9 protein-coding genes, 2 pseudogenes and 3 other annotated features (1 of these 14 running past the window's edge) are annotated in these 19,225 nt (G+C 34.7%); of the genes and pseudogenes, 3 read left to right on the forward strand and 8 right to left on the reverse strand.

Going from position 1 to position 19,225, the window contains the following annotated elements:
• Positions 1-66: 66 nt before the first annotated feature.
• On the reverse strand, positions 67-1,365 hold the full coding sequence (gene aspS, locus MNO09_RS19950) for an aspartate--tRNA(Asn) ligase (protein WP_000534852.1): 1,299 nt from the start codon (positions 1,363-1,365) through the stop codon (positions 67-69).
• 105 nt (positions 1,366-1,470) lie between these two features.
• Positions 1,471-1,682, reverse strand: a binding site (T-box leader).
• Positions 1,683-1,748: 66 nt separating this feature from the next.
• A complete protein-coding gene (locus MNO09_RS19955; RefSeq protein WP_000410664.1) occupies positions 1,749-3,131 on the reverse strand; it encodes a UDP-N-acetylmuramoyl-tripeptide--D-alanyl-D-alanine ligase in 1,383 nt (460 codons plus the stop codon).
• Positions 3,132-3,347: 216 nt separating this feature from the next.
• On the opposite strand from MNO09_RS19955, the gene MNO09_RS19960 reads away from it, so the two are divergent.
• Entirely contained in the window at positions 3,348-3,830 is a 483-nt protein-coding gene (locus tag MNO09_RS19960; RefSeq protein ID WP_000709310.1) for a YozF family protein, read from the forward strand.
• A gap of 103 nt (positions 3,831-3,933) precedes the next feature.
• Here the strand turns inward: MNO09_RS19960 and MNO09_RS19965 are convergent, their stop codons facing one another.
• Positions 3,934-5,445 (reverse strand): M36 family metallopeptidase, encoded by a 1,512-nt coding sequence (locus tag MNO09_RS19965; RefSeq protein ID WP_070168757.1) that lies wholly within the window; start codon positions 5,443-5,445, stop codon positions 3,934-3,936.
• Between the two features lie 328 nt (positions 5,446-5,773).
• On the opposite strand from MNO09_RS19965, the gene MNO09_RS19970 reads away from it, so the two are divergent.
• Positions 5,774-6,358 (forward strand): TetR/AcrR family transcriptional regulator, encoded by a 585-nt coding sequence (locus MNO09_RS19970; protein ID WP_000045221.1) that lies wholly within the window; start codon positions 5,774-5,776, stop codon positions 6,356-6,358.
• 1 nt (position 6,359) lies between these two features.
• Entirely contained in the window at positions 6,360-7,445 is a 1,086-nt protein-coding gene (locus MNO09_RS19975) for a DUF418 domain-containing protein (RefSeq protein WP_001093117.1), read from the forward strand.
• Positions 7,446-7,496: 51 nt separating this feature from the next.
• Here MNO09_RS19975 and ileS read toward each other — a convergent pair whose 3' ends face one another.
• From ileS to argS, 5 genes and pseudogenes are all read right to left on the reverse strand, one after another.
• Positions 7,497-10,598, reverse strand: coding sequence for an isoleucine--tRNA ligase (ileS, locus tag MNO09_RS19980; RefSeq protein WP_088107127.1), 3,102 nt, complete (start codon positions 10,596-10,598; stop codon positions 7,497-7,499).
• A gap of 54 nt (positions 10,599-10,652) precedes the next feature.
• Positions 10,653-10,892: a binding site (T-box leader), on the reverse strand.
• A 99-nt stretch (positions 10,893-10,991) separates the two neighbouring features.
• A complete protein-coding gene (locus MNO09_RS19985) occupies positions 10,992-15,194 on the reverse strand; it encodes a bacteriocin-processing peptidase family protein (RefSeq protein ID WP_088107126.1) in 4,203 nt (1,400 codons plus the stop codon).
• A 301-nt stretch (positions 15,195-15,495) separates the two neighbouring features.
• Positions 15,496-16,271, reverse strand: a pseudogene (locus MNO09_RS19990) (endonuclease/exonuclease/phosphatase family protein).
• Positions 16,265-17,144: pseudogene (locus MNO09_RS19995) on the reverse strand (class I SAM-dependent methyltransferase). Before MNO09_RS19995 ends, MNO09_RS19990 begins: the two co-directional pseudogenes overlap by 7 nt.
• Positions 17,145-17,319: 175 nt before the next feature.
• Positions 17,320-19,008: an arginine--tRNA ligase gene (gene argS, locus MNO09_RS20000; RefSeq protein WP_088107123.1), complete on the reverse strand. Its 1,689-nt coding sequence runs from the start codon at positions 19,006-19,008 to the stop codon at positions 17,320-17,322.
• Positions 19,009-19,053: 45 nt separating this feature from the next.
• Positions 19,054-19,225, reverse strand: a binding site (T-box leader) (it continues 43 nt past the right edge of the window).

Raw genomic sequence — 19,225 nt, forward strand, 5'->3', positions numbered from 1 at the left:
TTTTATGAACTAAAAAATCCGTTGTACTATAAAATAGCACAACGGATACATTTCCTTCCCCTATTATTAAGGGATAAGTCTTGTACAGTCCCTTGGAAAAGCACTCGCCTCTCGTACATTTGTTAATTCTAATAGTTTGTATACAACTCTCTCTAATCCAATTCCAAAACCACCATGCGGGGGACAACCGTATCGGAATGTATTTAAATAAGATTGAAATGTATCTGGATGTAATCCCTTTTCTTTAAAAGAAGCAAGTAACTTTTCATAATCATGAATTCGTTGTGCCCCTGATGTTATTTCTAACCCTTTATATAGTAAGTCGAACGAATCAGTAATAGACGGATTCTCATTATTCGGCATCGTATACATCGGCCTAGCTTCTTTCGGATAATGTGTAATGAAAACTAACTCACTCTTATATGTTTCCTTCACATATTTCCCTAGTAGTTTTTCACCTTCTGTATCTAAATCCCCACTTGGCGACTCTTTCCGGTATTTATTTTTCAAAATTTCTTGCGCTTCTAACAATGTAATTTTCGGTATTTCTATAATAACAGGTACTTCTATTTGTAATAGTTGTAGTTCTTTTTCACAGTTTTTTGCTACTTGTTGAAACATATATCGTAAAACATCTGTTTCTAATTGCATCACTTCATAAAAATCATGAATAAATCCAAGTTCTACGTCTAACGATATATATTCATTCAAATGACGGGAAGAATTATGATGTTCCGCTCTGTAAACAGGTGCAACTTCAAAAACACGTTCTAACCCTCCAGCTACCATCATCTGTTTATAAAACTGTGGTGATTGTGCTAAATAAGCTTCTTTTTGAAAGTATGGAAGTTTAAAAACATTCGCTCCTCCTTCTGCCCCTTGTGAAACAATTTTCGGAGTAAATATACGTGTGAAATCGTTCTCTATAAGAAATTCACTAAAGCTCTGAACGAGTGTAGATTTCACTTTAAATATCGCCGCGGTTCGCTCATGTCTTAATGATAATACCCGCTCATTCAGTAGTTGATCTAAACCAATTTGTAACTTCTTTTTATTTATTTCAAACGGAAGTGGTTCTGCGCCATTTAATATTTTCACTTCGTGAGCAAGCACTTCAACCCCTAACTCTGTTTTCGAAGTCTCTACAATTTCACCAACGACTTGAACGACACTTTCCACATCTACCTTATATCCAGCTAACTCATTTTCTAATACACATTGCATAACTCCCGATCGATCCCTTATTAATAAAAAACTAACATTACTTAGATGACGAATCTTTTTTACCCAGCCTTGAAGTAATACAACCTTTCCACCTTGCTCCGTACATTCTTTTGTGAGTGAACGCTTCATTATTGACCCCATTATTTTTCCCTCCATTAATTTTATATTTATTTACATTATTGTTGTCATCGTCATCATCCACGGTCACTCACCTCCTTTCAAAGAATACAAAAATCCGCCCCTATAAATAGGGACGGATTTTTCCGCGGTACCACCCAAATTGTCATAATGACCATCTTAGCCCTGATAACGGTAGGTACCGTTTGCTTTTACTAATTATCACGTTCAAAGCAACACTCACAGGTGTCCTTCCATCATGCGGTATCGCAATCTTCTCAGCAACCGATTGCTCTCTGTAGACCTTTGCATCATGTACTTTTCCTGATCCTCACTTTTTATATTTACAGAGTATTCTATCTCTTCGTTTTATAAAACGCAAGCCTTTTTTAATATATTTTGATTTTTCATATCCATTTTTGTACAATTTCCTCTAAAGCCATTCCACGTGAGCCTTTTAGTAATACAACATCCTTTTTCGTTATAACTTTTAATACTTCCTCTGCTATCTTGGCTTTACTATTAAATGACTGTACTTTTCCTATATCATATTTCTTTCTCGCTTCTTCCGCTACAATTTCAGCTAACTCTCCATAAGTAAATACATATTGAATGCTCTCTTGATTTAACATTTTACCAATTTCTCTATGATATGTTTCAGCATTCTTCCCTAACTCCAACATATCCCCAATTACTATCATTTTTTTCTTATAGGCATTTAATGTCTGTAACGTTTCAATTGCAGCCTTCATTGAAGAGGGACTGGCATTCCACGCATCGTTAATAATTGTAAAACCTGTTTTGGCAGTTAAAAATTGAAAGCGCATATGAGTAATATTTACTTGTCGCAATGCTTTCTGTATTTTTTCTGTAGGGACATTATAAAATTGACCTACGGCGATTCCGACAATCGTATTTAAAATATTATGTTTTCCATGTAAGGGAACATCGTACTGTATTTTTGAATCATTTAATTTAAAATGAACACCATATTCATCTAATTGCACGTTTGTTGGAAACAAATCATTTGTATACTTTTCACCAAATGCCTTACAATTTATACTCGATAAATTCTTATTTTTCAAAAGCAATGCTTCATCACCATTATACAAACATAATCCTTCATCTTTTAATCCATCAATAATTTCTAATTTAGCCTTCGCAATTTCTTCTTTTGATCCAAGTGTCTCTAAGTGAGAATGGCCAATCATTGTAATGATCACTACATCTGGCTGTGCTATTATTGATAAGTTTCGAATTTGTCCTTTTTCACTCATCCCCATTTCAAGAATTAAAAACTCTGTATCTCGTTTCATCTCTAAAATTGTTAATGGTAAACCGATTTGACTATTAAAATTCCCCTTTGTTTTATGCACACGATGAGTTGTACTTAAAATCGTGCTTATTATATCTTTTACTGTTGTCTTACCATTACTACCTGTAATTCCAATTACTTTTACATTTAGCTCTTTTCGATAAAATTGTGCCAATTGTTGCAAAGCAAACAAAGTGTCATCTACAAATATAATTGGCATCCCTTTTGGCGGAGTGCCGTAAGACTTTTTCCATAAGGAAGCGACAGCTCCATTATCGAATGCCTCTTTCACATAATCATGTCCATCTTTCACCCTAATGATTGGAACAAATAAATTTCCTTCTTTAATGCTTTTGGAATCTATGCAGACACCATGTATCTCTATGTGATGAAACGATTCTTGTAACCCTTCACCACCTACTACTTCTTCAAGTTTTTTCAAATTCATTTGAATCAAATTATCACCTTTTTCCATTTCATTACATAATTTCCGTTTCATTTACGCATATTGATAAAGTGAAACTTTAATCAGTGGGGATTTTGTTCCTCCCCACTGATTATCAGCCCTCACCAATCGGGCTTTTACGGGCAGTTGATCCCCCACCTAACTTCTTTGCTTTCCCTGAATTTTGAGGTGGAGGGTCTTACTGCCCGTTAATGCGGGATAAAAATTTTATAGCGAGGTGTTTATATGAAAAAAGCGATTAGTTTCTTTCTTCTTTTGTTATGCCTAATTGCAGTGAATGAAACATACGCCTATTCACCAAAATCTTTACCAATCTCCCAAAACTCTGATCAATGGAAAGTGAATATTGATGAACCGAAGAACATAGATAAAAATATGCTTCAAGCTAAAGAAGATGAATTTAAAACATATCAATTTTCAGTAAAAAATGTTGGTAACAGTGAAGTATATAACGTACAAGTCGAAGTATTCCGCAACGAGCCAAAAACGAAAACGAAATATGAACTTTTCTCACGAAAGGAAAGTCGCTTAGCAAGTGGAAAAACTGGATTTGAACATACTAATTTTCCAATTGCCACAAAAGCAGATGAAGTTGATGTAATCATTACTTGGCAAGAACACCCTTTCCGCTCCATGAGAAACGGTCAAAAAGTTGAGTCTAGAAAATTTAAAGAGCATTTTGTTTTTAAAGACGAAAAAAACAACTAGAATGCGGATGAATTTACATTAGCATTCATATAGCTTACTTTACTAGTACCAGTGCTTAAGCAAATTAAAAAGTCGTGGCTTATAAACGCCACGACTTTTTATATTAATTCGTACTAATTCCTCTTGCTGCCCAAATACGATCGATATCAGCAGCATGTTGTCCACCATATAAAAGAGCATCCGCTTGCTTAATCGCTTTTGCTCCATCACTGAATTTAGAGTTTGGTGTTAATGACCAGTGTGATTGTAAAATAATTTTCGTTGCTACATCACGTCCAAAAGCTTGTGCCATCTCATATTGACCTTGTGCCCAAATTTCCCCATCATCATGTACCTCATTTGTAATATCTTTCGGATACACTTTATTCGTATCTAATCGGCGTAAGCACGTCGGGTCTGAACTAGAATACGCAGCCGCATCCCATTCTCCAACACATGCTTTTCCGTATCCTGTAGTTGATACTGCATCTTCATACGTAGCACCTAAGAAGTCACCAAATCCTTCTCCCATCGCTCCGCCTTCTACTGAACTACCAAAGCCAGGAACTTGGTTATCTTGAATTGAATGTCCGTATTCATGTGCGATAATACCAGCATCTTCTGCATCATCTACTCCGCCAGTACCAAAAGTTAAAGCTTTCGTTGTCGGAGAATAAAATGAGTTATCCGCCGTCGTTCCATTCACATTCACTTTAATAGAGCGATTATTAATATTTTTAAAACCTAACCCTTGAATGTAACGCTGTATTGTATCGATATGATAATACGACATAACATCTTCAAAGCTATCATTTGCACGTGTATAGTTAAATTGTAAATTTGTAGATTTTGTTTTTGATTTTGAAGAAATCGTTACATACTCTCCAATTAAAAATCCTGTCCCATCTAAACCTTTTAACGTAACAGTCTTCAATTGATTCGTTAACGCTGTTGAATCTGCATCGTTATTATCTTTTAAGCCTACTTTACTACCGCTAGATACGACTGGGTTAGGTAAAAATACTTTTCCTGTCCCTTCAGCTTTTCGGTTTATATCAACCTTTTTAATTAACTTCCCATTTTCTGCATCAATAAATGTTTCCCATGCACCAAATGGATTATTAGAATGGACTACAACTTTATATACTGGACGAGCAATTCCCTCTTCAACAATATATCCAAATTCTTTCTCTGTAGGAGCCCATAAGTTTTGTTCACTTGCTTCTCCAACATACGCCATTGATTTTTGTATTGCATCTTTTTCACTAATTTTTGTCGTTACTTCCTTCACACCTTTGACAGATTGATAATCAGAAACAGCAAGTACGCCCTTTCCCTCTCCGTTAAGAGTAACTGTAATTTGTTTTGAAAATACAGGTGCACCATTAACAACTTGCTGGAACCTAACATATGAAGCTACTGACGTTTCTGTTGTAGAAATATATTGCAAGTCTGAAAGGTCTGTTTTTAATCCATATTGCGCAGCATTTTCTTTTAAATATTCAGTTGCTTTTTTCTGCGGCGAATAAGCTTCTAGCTTTACTTGCTGCTTTTTTTCCAATGCCGAAACCGTAGAAATCGTCCCCATTACTAACGGCACAGTCATTGCCATTGCCACCATTTTTTTATTAAACATAGAACCACTCCCCCTAATAAAGTAGCTCAACCTTATCCCATTACCACTAGGCAATCATTCCCCACAAAATGGGGGGATAAAAATTGAATCTACGAGTAATTCTCTATAAACAATTCTATTACCTTTCCATTTAGGGTCAGTGAAATTTTCTCAATATTTATGTGTAAAGTAAAAACAATACTTTAGAAAGAAATTTCTAAAGTCATTCCTTACCCCTGAAACTTTTCATATTACTGTTTTAAAAAATAGGATTTTTTACCTAACGATAGGTTGAAAAAAATATAAATGAATGCTACGATTTAAATAACCTTTTTTAGGAGGATCTATTATGAGTAAAAGTGAAGAAACACTCTCTTCAATAATGGAAGCAAGTTATCGCCTTTTTGCTACGTACGGTATCGCTAAAACAACTTATACGATGATTGGTGAGAAGGTTGGTATCGCAAAACCATCTATATATTACTACTTTAAGTCTAAAGATGCCTTGATTGAATGTATTTTTACTGAATTATGTAAAGCTATGCAGTTCTCTTCGTATTTTCATACAGAAGAATTTACGAAAACAAATTTTATTGAAAAATGTATTGCAATTGGCCTTAAAATAATTGATGAACAGCGAAACGACCCTTATTTTAATCTTGTGTTACAAGAATATGTTTTACTATCTTCAAGAAACAATATGTACAAAGATCGATTACTAACTGTGCAAACAGAATATTTACATGGATTTGAGGTACTCCTTACAAAAGCAAATAAACTTCAATTAATTGAAAATAAAAATCTAGTTTCAAAAGCTCATATGTTAGCATTAGTGCTTGATAATATCGGGAATTTTATGATGATTGATGCAAAGATAGATTATAAACAAATTTGGATTGAAGCTGTAAATAGCATTTTTGAAAGAAGGGATTGAAGTGAATACAAAAAAGCGCATTATCGGCTTAGATTTCGCTAGAGCTTTGGCGATGTTTGGTATGCTACTTGTTAATTTCATGGTGATAACAGGTGCAGAAGGAAATGGTCCCCCTTTTTTAATAACCCTCATGTCACTATTTGAAGGTAGAGCTTCTGCTTTGTTTGTTATACTTGCAGGCATCGGTATAACTTTAATGACTAGGTCAGCCGTTGCTAGCAATGAAAAAATAAAAATTTCTAATAGCCGAAAGACCATATGGAAACGATCACTATTCTTATTTATTTTAGGATTACTACTATATGGACTAGAGTGGACTGGGGATATAATACACTACTACGGTGTTTACCTTTTCGTCGCTGCATTACTCATTACAGTACGCAAAAAACTATTACTTTTTCTTTCTATCATTATTTTATTAATCGCACAAGCTCTTCAGCTTACTTTCAATACTTTCGAAGGTTGGGGAGGACCTACTCCATTCATAAACTATGTAGACTTCTGGACAATACAAGGTTTTCTTCGCAATTTATTCTTTAATGGCTATCACCCTATTTTCCCTTGGTTCTCGTTCTTCTTAATCGGTATGATAATTGGCAGGTTAGATCTTCATAATAAGAAAATTAGAGAAAGATTACTCTTACTGGGTATTACAATTACAATATTGTCAGAACTTTTATCAAAAGGGCTTACTCACTTTTTTATTCCATACATCGGCAAAGAGGCTGCCACATTTTTATTTAATACAGGACCCATCTTACCAAATGTATTATATATTTTATCTGCTACAGGATCCGCTATTGCTATATTAATCATTTGCCTCAACATCGCTGAAAAATATAGAAATAATTGGTTTGTCACTTCCATTGTACAAACAGGACAATTAACATTAACTCATTATGTCAGTCATGTATTTATCGGTATTGGGACGTTAATTCTATTAAATAAAATGGAACAACAATCACTACTATTCGTTTTATTATTTGCTAGTGGATTTTTCATTTTCAGCATTTTAATTAGTGTGTTATGGGGAAAGAAATTTTCTAGAGGACCTATCGAATGGATTATGAGGAAATTAGCCGGATAAATTTCCATCATACAAAAAGGAAGTTGGAATGATTCCAACTTCCTTTTTTCTTTAATGAGCCGCGCTTAATTTAATTCGAACTTTCGCTTCACCTAAAGATAGTTCATCGTCTTCATTCGTTAAGTGATCAAATGTAAATTGCTTAACGAGTAAATTTTCTTCCAATAAATCTTTATGGTTCGTTAATGTTCGTTGTAGTTCTTCCTCTGTATCAAGAATAACATCGACTCGTAAATTAACCGGTAAATTCAACTGCTTACGATATTCTTGAACCGCTCGAATGAATTCGCGCGCTACTCCTTCTTGTAACAATTCTTCCGTTACATTCGTATCTAACATAACTGTATATTGTCCGTTAGTCGTATTAGAGAACCCTGATTTCGCAACTTTCTCTACTAGTACATCTTCAGCTGTTACAACTACCTCTTCTCCTGATGCTGCTTCGTAAACTGCTCTTTCTGTAGATACAAAGTGTTGTACTTCTTCTTTTGATAATTGTTTTAACCATCCATTTAATGCATTCACATTTTTACCAAACTTCGGCCCAGCTGCTTTAAAATTCAACTTTAATTGATAGGACATGTATTTCGTTTCATCGAGTTCAACATGAAACGCTTTGACATTTAGCTCATCCATGACGATATCACGATAAGATTCCCAATCCATATCATTTTCATTATGCGCTAGTAATACAAGTTCTGCTAAAGGCTGTTTTACTTTTAAAGAATGCTGATTACGGTTACTTCTTCCTAGTTCAACAACTTGTAAAACAGCATCCATTTCCGCTTCTAGTTTCGGCTGAAGTAGTGATTCATTTACAACTGGATAATCCTCTAAATGAACGCTACTTCCAGTTAAATTTAAATAAATATCTTCAGCGACAAACGGTGTAAATGGTGCGATTAATTTACTAATTGTTACAAGTACTTCATGTAGTGTCTCATATGCAGCTGCTTTTTCAGCATTCATACCAGATTCCCAGAAACGATTACGTGATCGTCTTACATACCAGTTACTTACTTCATCTACAAGCGCCGCGATTTCACGAGCTGCATTCGTAAATTGATAATCATCAAGTGCTGTTCTCACTTTTTTCGTTGTGCTATGCAATCTTGATAATACCCATTCATCCAATTTCGTTCGCTTTACATCATACGTTTCATTCGGGTTATACTCATCTAAATTTGCATATAAGACGTAGAAGCTATACACATTGACTAATGTATCTACAAATTTAGATTTTGCTTCCAGTACTGTTCTTTCCGAGAAACGTTTCGCATTCCACGGAGCACTGTCAACGAGTAGCGCCCATCTTAATGCATCTGCACCAAACTGATTTACTAAATCAACTGGATCTAGTGCATTCCCTTTACTTTTAGACATTTTCTGTCCTTCTTCGTCTAATACATGCCCTAGTGATAACACTCGTTTATATGGAACTTTTCCTGTATATAGTGCTGATACTGCTAATAAACTATAAAACCAGCCGCGTGTTTGATCAATGCCTTCTGCAATAACATCCGCTGGAAACTGTTCTTCAAATAACTTTTTATTTTCAAATGGATAATGATATTGCGCAAATGGCATGGAACCACTATCAAACCAAACATCAATTACTTCTGGTGTACGATTCATTTTACTTCCGCATTTTTCGCAGCAAACTTGCACTTCATCTACATACGGCTTATGCAATTCCAAATCTTCAGGTGTTTCTTTCGTACTATGCTCTCTTAAGTCAGCAATGCTTTTCGGCGCGAATTGATGATCGCAACTTTCACATTCCCATACGTTTAATGGTGTTCCCCAATATCTATTTCGGCTAATATTCCAGTCCACCATATTTTCTAAAAACTTACCAAATCGTCCATGTTTCATATGGTCTGGATACCAAGTAACAGAATCGTTATTTTGTAAAAATGTATCCTTAATTGCAGTTGTTCGGATTAACCAACTCTCTCCTGCGTAATAAAGAAGTGGTGAATCACAACGCCAACAATGTGGGTAGCTATGTTCATACTTTTCTTTATGGTATAGTAAGCCTTCCTTCGCTAAATAACGAACGATATCCACGTCACAATCTTTTACAAATTTCCCTTTCAAAAATGGTACTGCTTCTGTATATTCACCTTTCTCATCTACAACATGCAAGAATGACAATCCTTCACTTTGAACGACTCTATAATCGTCCTCCCCATATGCTGGAGCGATATGAACGAGTCCTGTACCACTATCTGCCGTGACAAAATCGGCTGCGATAACTCGATAGCCATTTGTAACTTCCTTCATTGGAAATGGCGGCATATAAGATGTGTTTACTAATTCTTCACCTTTATGAACAGATAATACTTCATAGTTTTCTTTTAATACATCTTCTACACGTTCTTTCGCAACAATGTATACATGACCTTCTTGTTTCACTTTCACGTATTCCATATTTGGATGTACAGCGAGCGCAACATTTGCTGGAAGTGTCCAAGGTGTCGTTGTCCAACCTAGGAAATATTCATTTTCACTATCTTTCACTTTAAACTTAACTGTTGCACTTAAATCTTTTACTGTTTTATACCCTTGTGCAACTTCATGTGAACTTAGTGAAGTTTGACAACTTGGGCAATATGGTGAAACTCTATGTCCCTTATACAATAATCCTTTTTCATGAATCGTCCCTAAAATATGCCATACACTTTCGATATATGGATTCTCTAACGTAACGTATGGATCATCCATATCTACCCAATAACCGATGCTTTCAGTGAATTCACGCCACTGCTTCTCATATGTGAATACACTTTCTTTACACTTCTGAATAAATGGCTCAATTCCATACTCTTCGATTTCATGTTTACCAGAAATACCGAGTTGCTTCTCAACACCTAATTCTACAGGTAAACCGTGTGTATCCCATCCCGCTTTTCGTAGCACTTTATAACCAGCCATCGTTTTATATCTTGCTACTACATCTTTAATTGTCCGTCCAAGCGCATGACCTACATGCGGTAATCCATTCGCCGTTGGTGGTCCTTCATAAAATACGAAAGACTGTGCGCCTTCTCGATTCTGAATTGATTGCTCGAAAATACTTTGCTCGTTCCACTGCTTACGAATACGTGTTTCTCTCCCTACAGCTGACTCTTTTACATCTACTTTCTTCATCTACAATCACTCCTTTTGAATATTTTAAAGCACACAAAAAACCCGTCCCCATGAAGTAGGGACGGGTTTAACCGCGTTACCACCCTAATTCTATTAGCTCTTCGCTAATAGCACTTAGCAACGTACTATCATACGTGTTCTTTGTAACGGTAGACATCCGTCCGGGCTTACTTATTTTCAGCCTCGGCTCCTCGGAGATGATTTTCAAATAATGTCTGCACACCGGCTTTCAGCTATACACCGGCTCTCTGGGGAACAATTCATTATTTTACTCGTTCTCGTCTTCAGATTTGTATACTTTATTAAAAGCTATTTTATGCCATTGGGCAATAAATTGTCAACTAATTCGAAATATATATTTATTTATATCCTTTTTTCCCTATTCCTATACAATTATTTCTCAAATTCTTGTATTCCAGCTAAATCTTCATCTTCTTCAATAAGCTCAGCAAAGAATCCTGATTCATCCTCACGAAGAACAATTTCAAGCTCTTCCTTCGCCTCTTCAATTCTGTTTAACTGTGCTAAATAACAAGCGCGATCGTATCTTGCTAACAAATCACTCGCATCTATTGTTAATACATCATTTGTTATTTTTTCTGCCTTTAGTGTTTGGCCGGTATCATGATATGAAGATGCTAAAGAAAGAAGAATTGCTGCTTCATTTGGATGATGTATAGAAGCATTTTCTAATACATGAATTGCCTCTTCAAACCTTTCTTGACTTTGATACATTTCTCCTAAAGCAAGAAACGCTCTACTTACAAACGGTGTTTGCTCCATTAATTGTAAGGTAATCTTTTCTGCTTTTCTTTCTTCTCCTATTTTAAAGAATACTTGCGCTTGTAAAAGAAGCGTATCATAATCATCTGGTAACTCTCGAACCATTTGCTTCGTTATTTCTGAAGCATCCCGTAACATATCTTCTTCCTCACACGCTATGAAAAGATTTACAAGTTGCTTCGCTACATCGTAATCCCATTTATTTTCTAACGATGTTTGCAATACATCTATCGCCTCTTTATACATCGCCACATTCTCGTAAAATAGTGAAAATCGCTGCGCTGCCATACTATTTTTTTGATTTAACTTTAACGAAATTTCATACAAATCAATGATTGTAGTAATAATCGAAATTTCTTTCGCACGGTTTTTCATACGATAAAAAGCTCTCGTAATTATGGATTTCTTCGGCTGTTCATTTTGTTGACGTTCAATCCATCTTTCCGTCACCGCAGATGCAGCATACATAAATGCCATACTTCTTTCTGCCTTCTTCACCTTTAATGTATGAAGAAAATCTCGTATGTTAGACAATTTCTTATGTTGTTCTATCGCTTTTACATACACATCAAATATTCGTTCATTATTTGCATCTTTTTGTATAACTTTCATTGCAATTTCAATTGCTTTTTCATTTCTTTTTTTCACTAACACTTTGGCATAATGATATAGAACTTCTATATGCTCACTATCTAATTGAAGTGCCTCTTCAATCTGTGCTTGTTCTTTATCTATTTCATCCATCGCTCCATACACATATGCAATCGCATCTAATCGCCATATTTCAGGTGCTTCGTCCGCTAATTGTTCTAGTTCTGTCAGTAACTCTTCCTGAAGACTCATTTCTACTGAAAGCTGCGCCAAATATTCCATATTAATATGCATCGGCTCTTCTTTCATAGCCTGAACCATATGACTTTGTTCTTTAGAACGATTTTCTTCTTTTTCGTATATTTCTGCAAGCTGTAAATGTACACCTTCGAAATTCTCATCAAGCTCTAAACATGTTTCATACGCTTGTTTTGCTTCCGTCAATTGCCCTAATACCATAAGTGTTTCACCCATTCGGTAATAAGGTAATGCCGTTTCCTTTTGTTCTATCGCCTTATTATACCTTTTCATCGCTTGGCCGTACTGCCCAATAGATTCATATAAAATACCTGTATAACAACCGTATTCGCTTATTTCATTTCTTTCTTTGTGTAACGTTCTTAAGAATGCTATACCTCTTTGTACAAATACCGTTCCTTTAATTCGATTCACATATTCATCTAACGCACTTGCCACATTATATTCGCTCTGCTTTATACCACTCTCTAACTTAGACAAAGCTACTTTAAACCCTTCTTCATTTCCACCAAGTTCAACCTCAGCATCCCATAGAACCATTCCCGCATTCATAAGAAAATCTTGGCTCTTTTCAATTTGTTTTTCAATACCGAGAATATATTGTTTCGCTTCCTTGTATTGTTCTTTCGCCATATAAACTTGCGTAAGTCCAAAGTGAGAATAAACATCATCATGATTTTCTTCTAATGCACGATTATACAATGTTTCTGCTTCTTCCAGACTATCATTTTGAAAATGATAGTCACCGAGTTTTACGTATAGAGGTGCCTTATCGTCACAATTCTCAATACCTTTTAATAAAATTTCTTTCGTACTTTCCTCATCCTTCAAATCAGACTCGTATATTTCCGAAAGTTTCGTATAGATGTAAGGCGCATTACTATCCAAATAAATCGCTACTTTAAGCCCTTTTATCGCTAAATGTAATTTCCCTAAATGATGCGCACATCTCGCGCGCTCATACCATACATGTGCCTCATTTTTATTCTCTCTTAATAGGTCATTAAAAATTTCATACGCTTCTTCATATCTTTCTAAATCTATTAATATTAATCCGTGATTCGTTAAAGTGAATCTTTCTGGACTACGTTCTAAAGCAACTTGAGAAAACTGCAACGCCTTTTCAGATTGATCGATATACATGTATGATAAAGCGAGAAAACTCCAAGTAATCGGCTGATCTGCGTCTAATTGTAATGATGAACGAAAACTTGAAATCGCTTCTATATAACTCTCCTGTTCAAAAGCATATCTTCCGTTTATTAAATGATATAAAGCACGATTATTTTTCTTCTCAACACTTGTCAGCATTTGCCCGGCTTTTTCTAATTCTTGAAGGCGAATAAAGCACTGCGCACCATGCAATTTAACAAAATCTGAGTTTGGAAACTTCTCCATTAACTTTTCAATACAACATATAATAAACTCATTATCTACTTCAACATCTAAATGCTTAACCGTATATAACCACGTATTCGGATTATCACTCGTCTCTTTTAAAAATTGTACTAAGTTATGAATCCCCTCTTTATCATGTTCATCTAAATGATCCGTAAGAGAAAAAACAGATTTAAAATAATGATTTTCTTCTTCATTTAAAAATGCTAATCGCTCCTTCTTTTCTTTCGGAACAAACGTAATCGCTAAACAACCTGTGTAACGATATTTTTCTTGTAACTTACTATATTCCACAATAACTGGTTCTATAAAGTTCGGATCTTGAACATAAAAAGCTTGTAACGTATCATCATATCCAGATAGCACTTGTACATGTGAAGCATGCTCAATATCTATACTTAATAAAACAGGAATCCCTTCATCCAGCAGTCTCTTATAATTTTCCTCATTACCTTTAAAATAACGATATTCATAACCTAATTCTTCTAAATAAGAAACAGTATCTGAAAACTTTGAGCCTGTCATATCAAAAATAAACTCTGCTATTTCATCTTGTGTACGTTTTTCTCCCCATAACTGCAACATCATTTCTAAACTTGTCGGAACACAATAATTATCCTTTTGTACAATCGGAACTATCGGTAAATACACCTTTTTTCCATCTGGATTTTTTTCTAAATTATGATATAAAGACTCTTTTAAACTTTTTTCTTCTTTTAATAACTGTTGTAAATCTACAAGTTTATTCATTTTGTAAAGCGCTTCTGCACGTAAATGTACAAAGTAAGCTTTATACGCATGATAAGGAAGCTGATTATTTATATTATCTATTACCGCTAACATTTCTTCATACTTCCTTAAATCTAATAAATATTTTACCTTTTCAAAATGAAAATATGGTACTTGCGGGAACTTTACAATCGCATCATCAATTAGCTGTAAAGCACGTTTTTGTTCTCCTTTATTCGCATATAATTGTGATAATAAATAGGTAGATAGCTCTTCACAATCTTTATGCTGCATGCCAGCTATAAATTGTTCTTCTGCTTTCTCCCATTCACCTGTATGCATATAGACGTAGCCCCATTTATCAAATACGGCACGTGAACTGTACTCCTCTGCCTTTTGCATATAGATTAGGGCTTCTTCATTTCGTTTCATTTCCAACAAACATCGTACTAACGTAAAATATGTTTTCGCTAAAAGATCAGCTTCTATTTCTTCTTTATTTACCTCTTCTAATGAGTCTTTTAACAACTGTTCTACTTCAAGTATTTTCCGCTCATCAATTAACTCATCACAATATAAAGAGAGCGTTCTCATATTTGGGAATTTTTTGTAGGCGTAGCGAATGAGGAATGAACTGTATTGGTGCATAAGCCCTTCATCAGTAAGACGTATTAATATGTCAAACTCCTTATGCGAAGGAACACTAGCAAGCCAATTCTTCAAATAAGATAAAGTATTCTTTTCTTTTATATATGAAATTTCATTATTTATTTCCTGTAATCCATCTATAAATCTCTTGTCTTTCAAACAAGCATCTAACTGCTTAAAATCTAGCATGTATTCACCTCGAATATTTATTTATACTGCTACTTGCTTAGATTTTACACATCATATTGTAGGTATTCAACTAAAATCTCTTATAATGGATGGTATTAATTAATATTATTCAAATTTATAACAAAATATAGTAAAAATGATTGTTTTTCTCCATATTTTGTTTAATTAAATGGAATAACGTAACATGAGGATCTTATCTTTTGGAAGCCGAAATCCGTACATGGAATTATATCGGCGATAATTCAAATATATCAGCGATTATACGGTGCATATCGACTTACTACATATAATGACATTTTTTTCATTTATCAAATTTCAAATCTACAAAAACACCGTAATGATCGCTAGGAAATACGCCAGATGAAGTTAATGATGAATTCCCAAATATAGATACGTTTTCAATTATAGGAAATCTCATTGGGGCATTTTCTTGTATCATAATCCAGTCATATCTTTTGTCTTTCTTTATCTCTCCTCTTAAATTAGGATTCTTTCTATACTCTAAAGTTGGTTGAACCTCTTTAAGCTGCGCTACATCTATCCAATGATTATTTATTAAATATTGATGCACCCTTGAATGTGGATCGTCATTGAAATCACCACATAATAATTCGTAATCACTCACTCTATTTGTAATCCAATTATTTACGGCATTCATTTGTTCTTTTCTTAACCTATTAGATTTCCAATTTAAATGAACATTCGTTACTCCGAACTTACAATCTTTATATGTAAACATGATTCGAATGGCACAATAATTTGATTCCTTTATGTCATTTTCCCAAATTGCTTCTTCAGCTATAATAGGAGTTTTACTTAAAAAGCTAGCCCTTCATCTGGAGAATCAGGGTACTCCTTAAATATACAAAACGGATAACCTATTTGATCCGCTATATACTGCGCAACATTTTTCTTTGAATTCAAATTAACACAACTTCTAACTTCCTGTAGAGCAAGAATATGTGGGGAAATACTTCGAATCTCCTCACAAATAGCTTCTAATCGCTCCAACCAAAGATTATCATTGTTCCATATATTGAAGGTAGCAATCCTTAATAAACCGCTATCTTTCAACATTCTATTTCACCAAATGTAATTTTCATATTCGGAGCATATACTAAAGAAGAATGCAATTGCAATGCTTTAAAAAATCGTAGTTCTGCTTCATACTGAACTAAAGCTTCATCATATGTTAACCCTCTAGCCATTAAACATTCTATAAAATGCTGTTTATCACCCGGATCCTCTGCAATCCCCTCTTCTTTTAATGAATGATACAACCTTTGTTTATCATTATGGTGCATATTAGAATCTAAAAAGTTCACTTTATCACTTACTCTACATTCAATATTTTTTACGCCTAGTTCACTTAAAAACATCGGTATTTTCATGCCAATATTTCCATCTTTTCCGCTTCTCTGCATGTCACTTTCAAATAACTTCTGCAAAGCACCTAGCCTAATAATTTCCGATTGATTCTCTCCATCTACAGAGTATGAAGACATATTTGATATCCAATGTGGTTCAAAACAGATTATTTTTCCGCCCTTTTTAATTGAATGTATCATTTTTTGTAGCATCATTTTTGGCGAACTCATATGTAATAAGAAAGCATGACAAATTGCTATATCATATGTATCGTTCAATTCAATTTCTGTAGCATCTCCCTCAAAAAATTCTATCTCATATGGAAGTAAACGAAACAACTCTCTCGCTTCAGCTAGTAATGTTTCTCCACTATCAATGCCTGTATACTTTGATCCTTTTGGAAGTAATGGCATTAATACTAAGCCTAAATAACCATATCCACAACCGACATCAACAATTTGTACGGGCTTATGAATCTTCCAAACTGTATTTACTAAAAAGCTTACATAATCGTCATTGTAATATAAATCTCTCGTGTTTTTTTAAATATGTTAGTTTACTGTTCCAATCGTATGTTTCCAAGTTTAACGCCTCCTTTTTATATATGACATTACAATTCTCCATTTAATAAGGACATTCCTACACTTGAAACAATTCTAGAAAAATTTAGATTTAATAAAATAAAACTTCTGCTTTCACATTTTCTATAAAAATAAATAGGCATACATATCTACTATGATACGTATACCTATTTGTTTTACATCTCCTTAGGTGCCTCCACCCCAAGTAAACGTAATCCCTCTTTTAATACAACTGTCACAGCAAACACTAATGCCAGTCTACTGTCTTTCTCTTCGCTCTCTTCCAATATACGCACATTTCCGTAATATTTATTAAACGATTGTGCTACATCTAATACGTATTTCGAAATGATTGATGGCTCATTTTTGTTGAAGGCTGCTTCGACTACTTGTGGGAATTTATTCAATAATTTTACAACGCTCCAGCTATGATCATCTTTTAAAGCAAACGTACACGTTTCAAATTCTACACTTTCTTTTCTTAAAATAGAGCACGCACGTGCATGTGTGTACTGTACATACGGCCCTGTTTCCCCTTCAAATTTCAGCATGTTTTCTAATGAGAATTCAATATTATGCATACGCTCATTTTTTAAATCGTGGAAAATAACTGCGCCAGCGCCGACTTGCTTTGCTACTTCTTCTTTCTGCTTTAAATTTGGATTTTTCTCTTCAATATTTTGTTTTGCAAGGTCAATTGCTTCCTCAAGTACTTCTTCAAGTAAAATAACTCTTCCTTTACGTGTCGACATTTTCTTGCCGTCTTTTAAAATGAACCCAAACGGTACATGTTCCATGCCGTCAACCCAATTGTAACCAAGCTTTTTTAATACAGTGAAAAATTGATTAAAATGTAAACTTTGTTCTGGGCCAACTACATATAACGCTTTATCAAATGCATATGTGTTTTGACGATATAACGCTGCCGTTAAGTCACGTGTTGCGTAAATCGTCGCACCATCTGATTTTCTAATTAAGCAAGGCGGCATTCCCTCTTCTTCTAAATTAACGACTAACGCACCTTCTGACTCTTCAAGCAAATCATGTTCCTCTAAAATCCCAATAAAATCTTCCATTAAATTATTATAAAAAGCTTCTCCTTGAAAATTAGTAAATTCAACACCGAGCAGTTCATAAATATGAGAAAATTCTTTTAAGGATTCGTGACGGAACCAATTCCAAAGCTCAACTGCTTCTTCATCACCTTCTTCTAATTTCTTAAACCAAGCGCGTCCATCTTCTTCTAGTTCTTCGTCGTCTTTTACCTCTTCATGGAATTGAACATATAACTTAAATAGTTCACGTATTGGATCCTCTTTCACTACTGCTTCATTTCCCCATTTTTTATAAGCAGTAATTAACTTTCCAAACTGTGTTCCCCAGTCCCCAATATAATTAATTCCTACAACTTCATAGCCACATTTTTCAGCGATATGTTTCAATGAATTCCCTATCATTGTAGAACGTAAATGCCCCATTGAAAAAGGTTTCGCGATATTCGGAGAGGAATAGTCGATAACTACAGTCTTTTCACATCCAAAGTGATTTTGACCGTACTTTTCTTTCTCCGCTAAAATCGTTTTTAATACTGTATCACTTACAGTTTCACGATTAAAAAATACATTTACATAAGGGCCAACAGCCTCTACTTTCGTAAAGAACGGATCATGTAATTTCTCCGCAACTTCCTTTGCGATAATAGCTGGTGATTTTTTATATTGTTTCGCAAGTAAAAAACATGGAAATGCCGCATCTCCGAATTCATCTTGTTTCGGCGTTTCGATTAAATCTAAAATTTGGTTTTGCGTTAATTCATTCGTGAAAATATTAGATAAACTTTCCGCAAACTGCGTTTTATAATCCATACTACAACCTCCTTAATTTTTAAAACACAAAAAACTCGTCTCTAAAAAAGAGACGAGTTTTAACCCGTGGTACCACCCTTGTTGTTCGTTAAGAACCACTTTCCCGTTTATAACGAGGACAGGGGGCCTCGGCTTTCTCTACTATTCGTTCAAGAAGCATCTCCGAAGTGCGCTTCATCTTTTTCTTCCGTACTAGGCTCACACCATCCCTAGCTCG

It is taken from the genome of Bacillus sp. N5-665 (assembly GCF_022637375.2).
GTDB lineage: Bacteria > Bacillota > Bacilli > Bacillales > Bacillaceae_G > Bacillus_A > Bacillus_A wiedmannii.

Bases quoted from the DNA above. Each gene is read 5' to 3' on its own strand.
- MNO09_RS19965 (WP_070168757.1), bottom strand. From the start codon at position 5,445: ATGTTTAATAAAAAAATGGTGGCAATGGCAATGACTGTGCCGTTAGTA.
- ileS (WP_088107127.1), bottom strand. From the start codon at position 10,598: ATGAAGAAAGTAGATGTAAAAGAGTCAGCTGTAGGGAGAGAAACACGT.
- MNO09_RS19960 (WP_000709310.1), top strand. From the start codon at position 3,348: ATGAAAAAAGCGATTAGTTTCTTTCTTCTTTTGTTATGCCTAATTGCA.
- aspS (WP_000534852.1), bottom strand. From the start codon at position 1,365: ATGGGGTCAATAATGAAGCGTTCACTCACAAAAGAATGTACGGAGCAA.
- MNO09_RS19985 (WP_088107126.1), bottom strand. From the start codon at position 15,194: ATGCTAGATTTTAAGCAGTTAGATGCTTGTTTGAAAGACAAGAGATTT.
- argS (WP_088107123.1), bottom strand. From the start codon at position 19,008: ATGGATTATAAAACGCAGTTTGCGGAAAGTTTATCTAATATTTTCACG.
- MNO09_RS19970 (WP_000045221.1), top strand. From the start codon at position 5,774: ATGAGTAAAAGTGAAGAAACACTCTCTTCAATAATGGAAGCAAGTTAT.
- MNO09_RS19955 (WP_000410664.1), bottom strand. From the start codon at position 3,131: ATGGAAAAAGGTGATAATTTGATTCAAATGAATTTGAAAAAACTTGAA.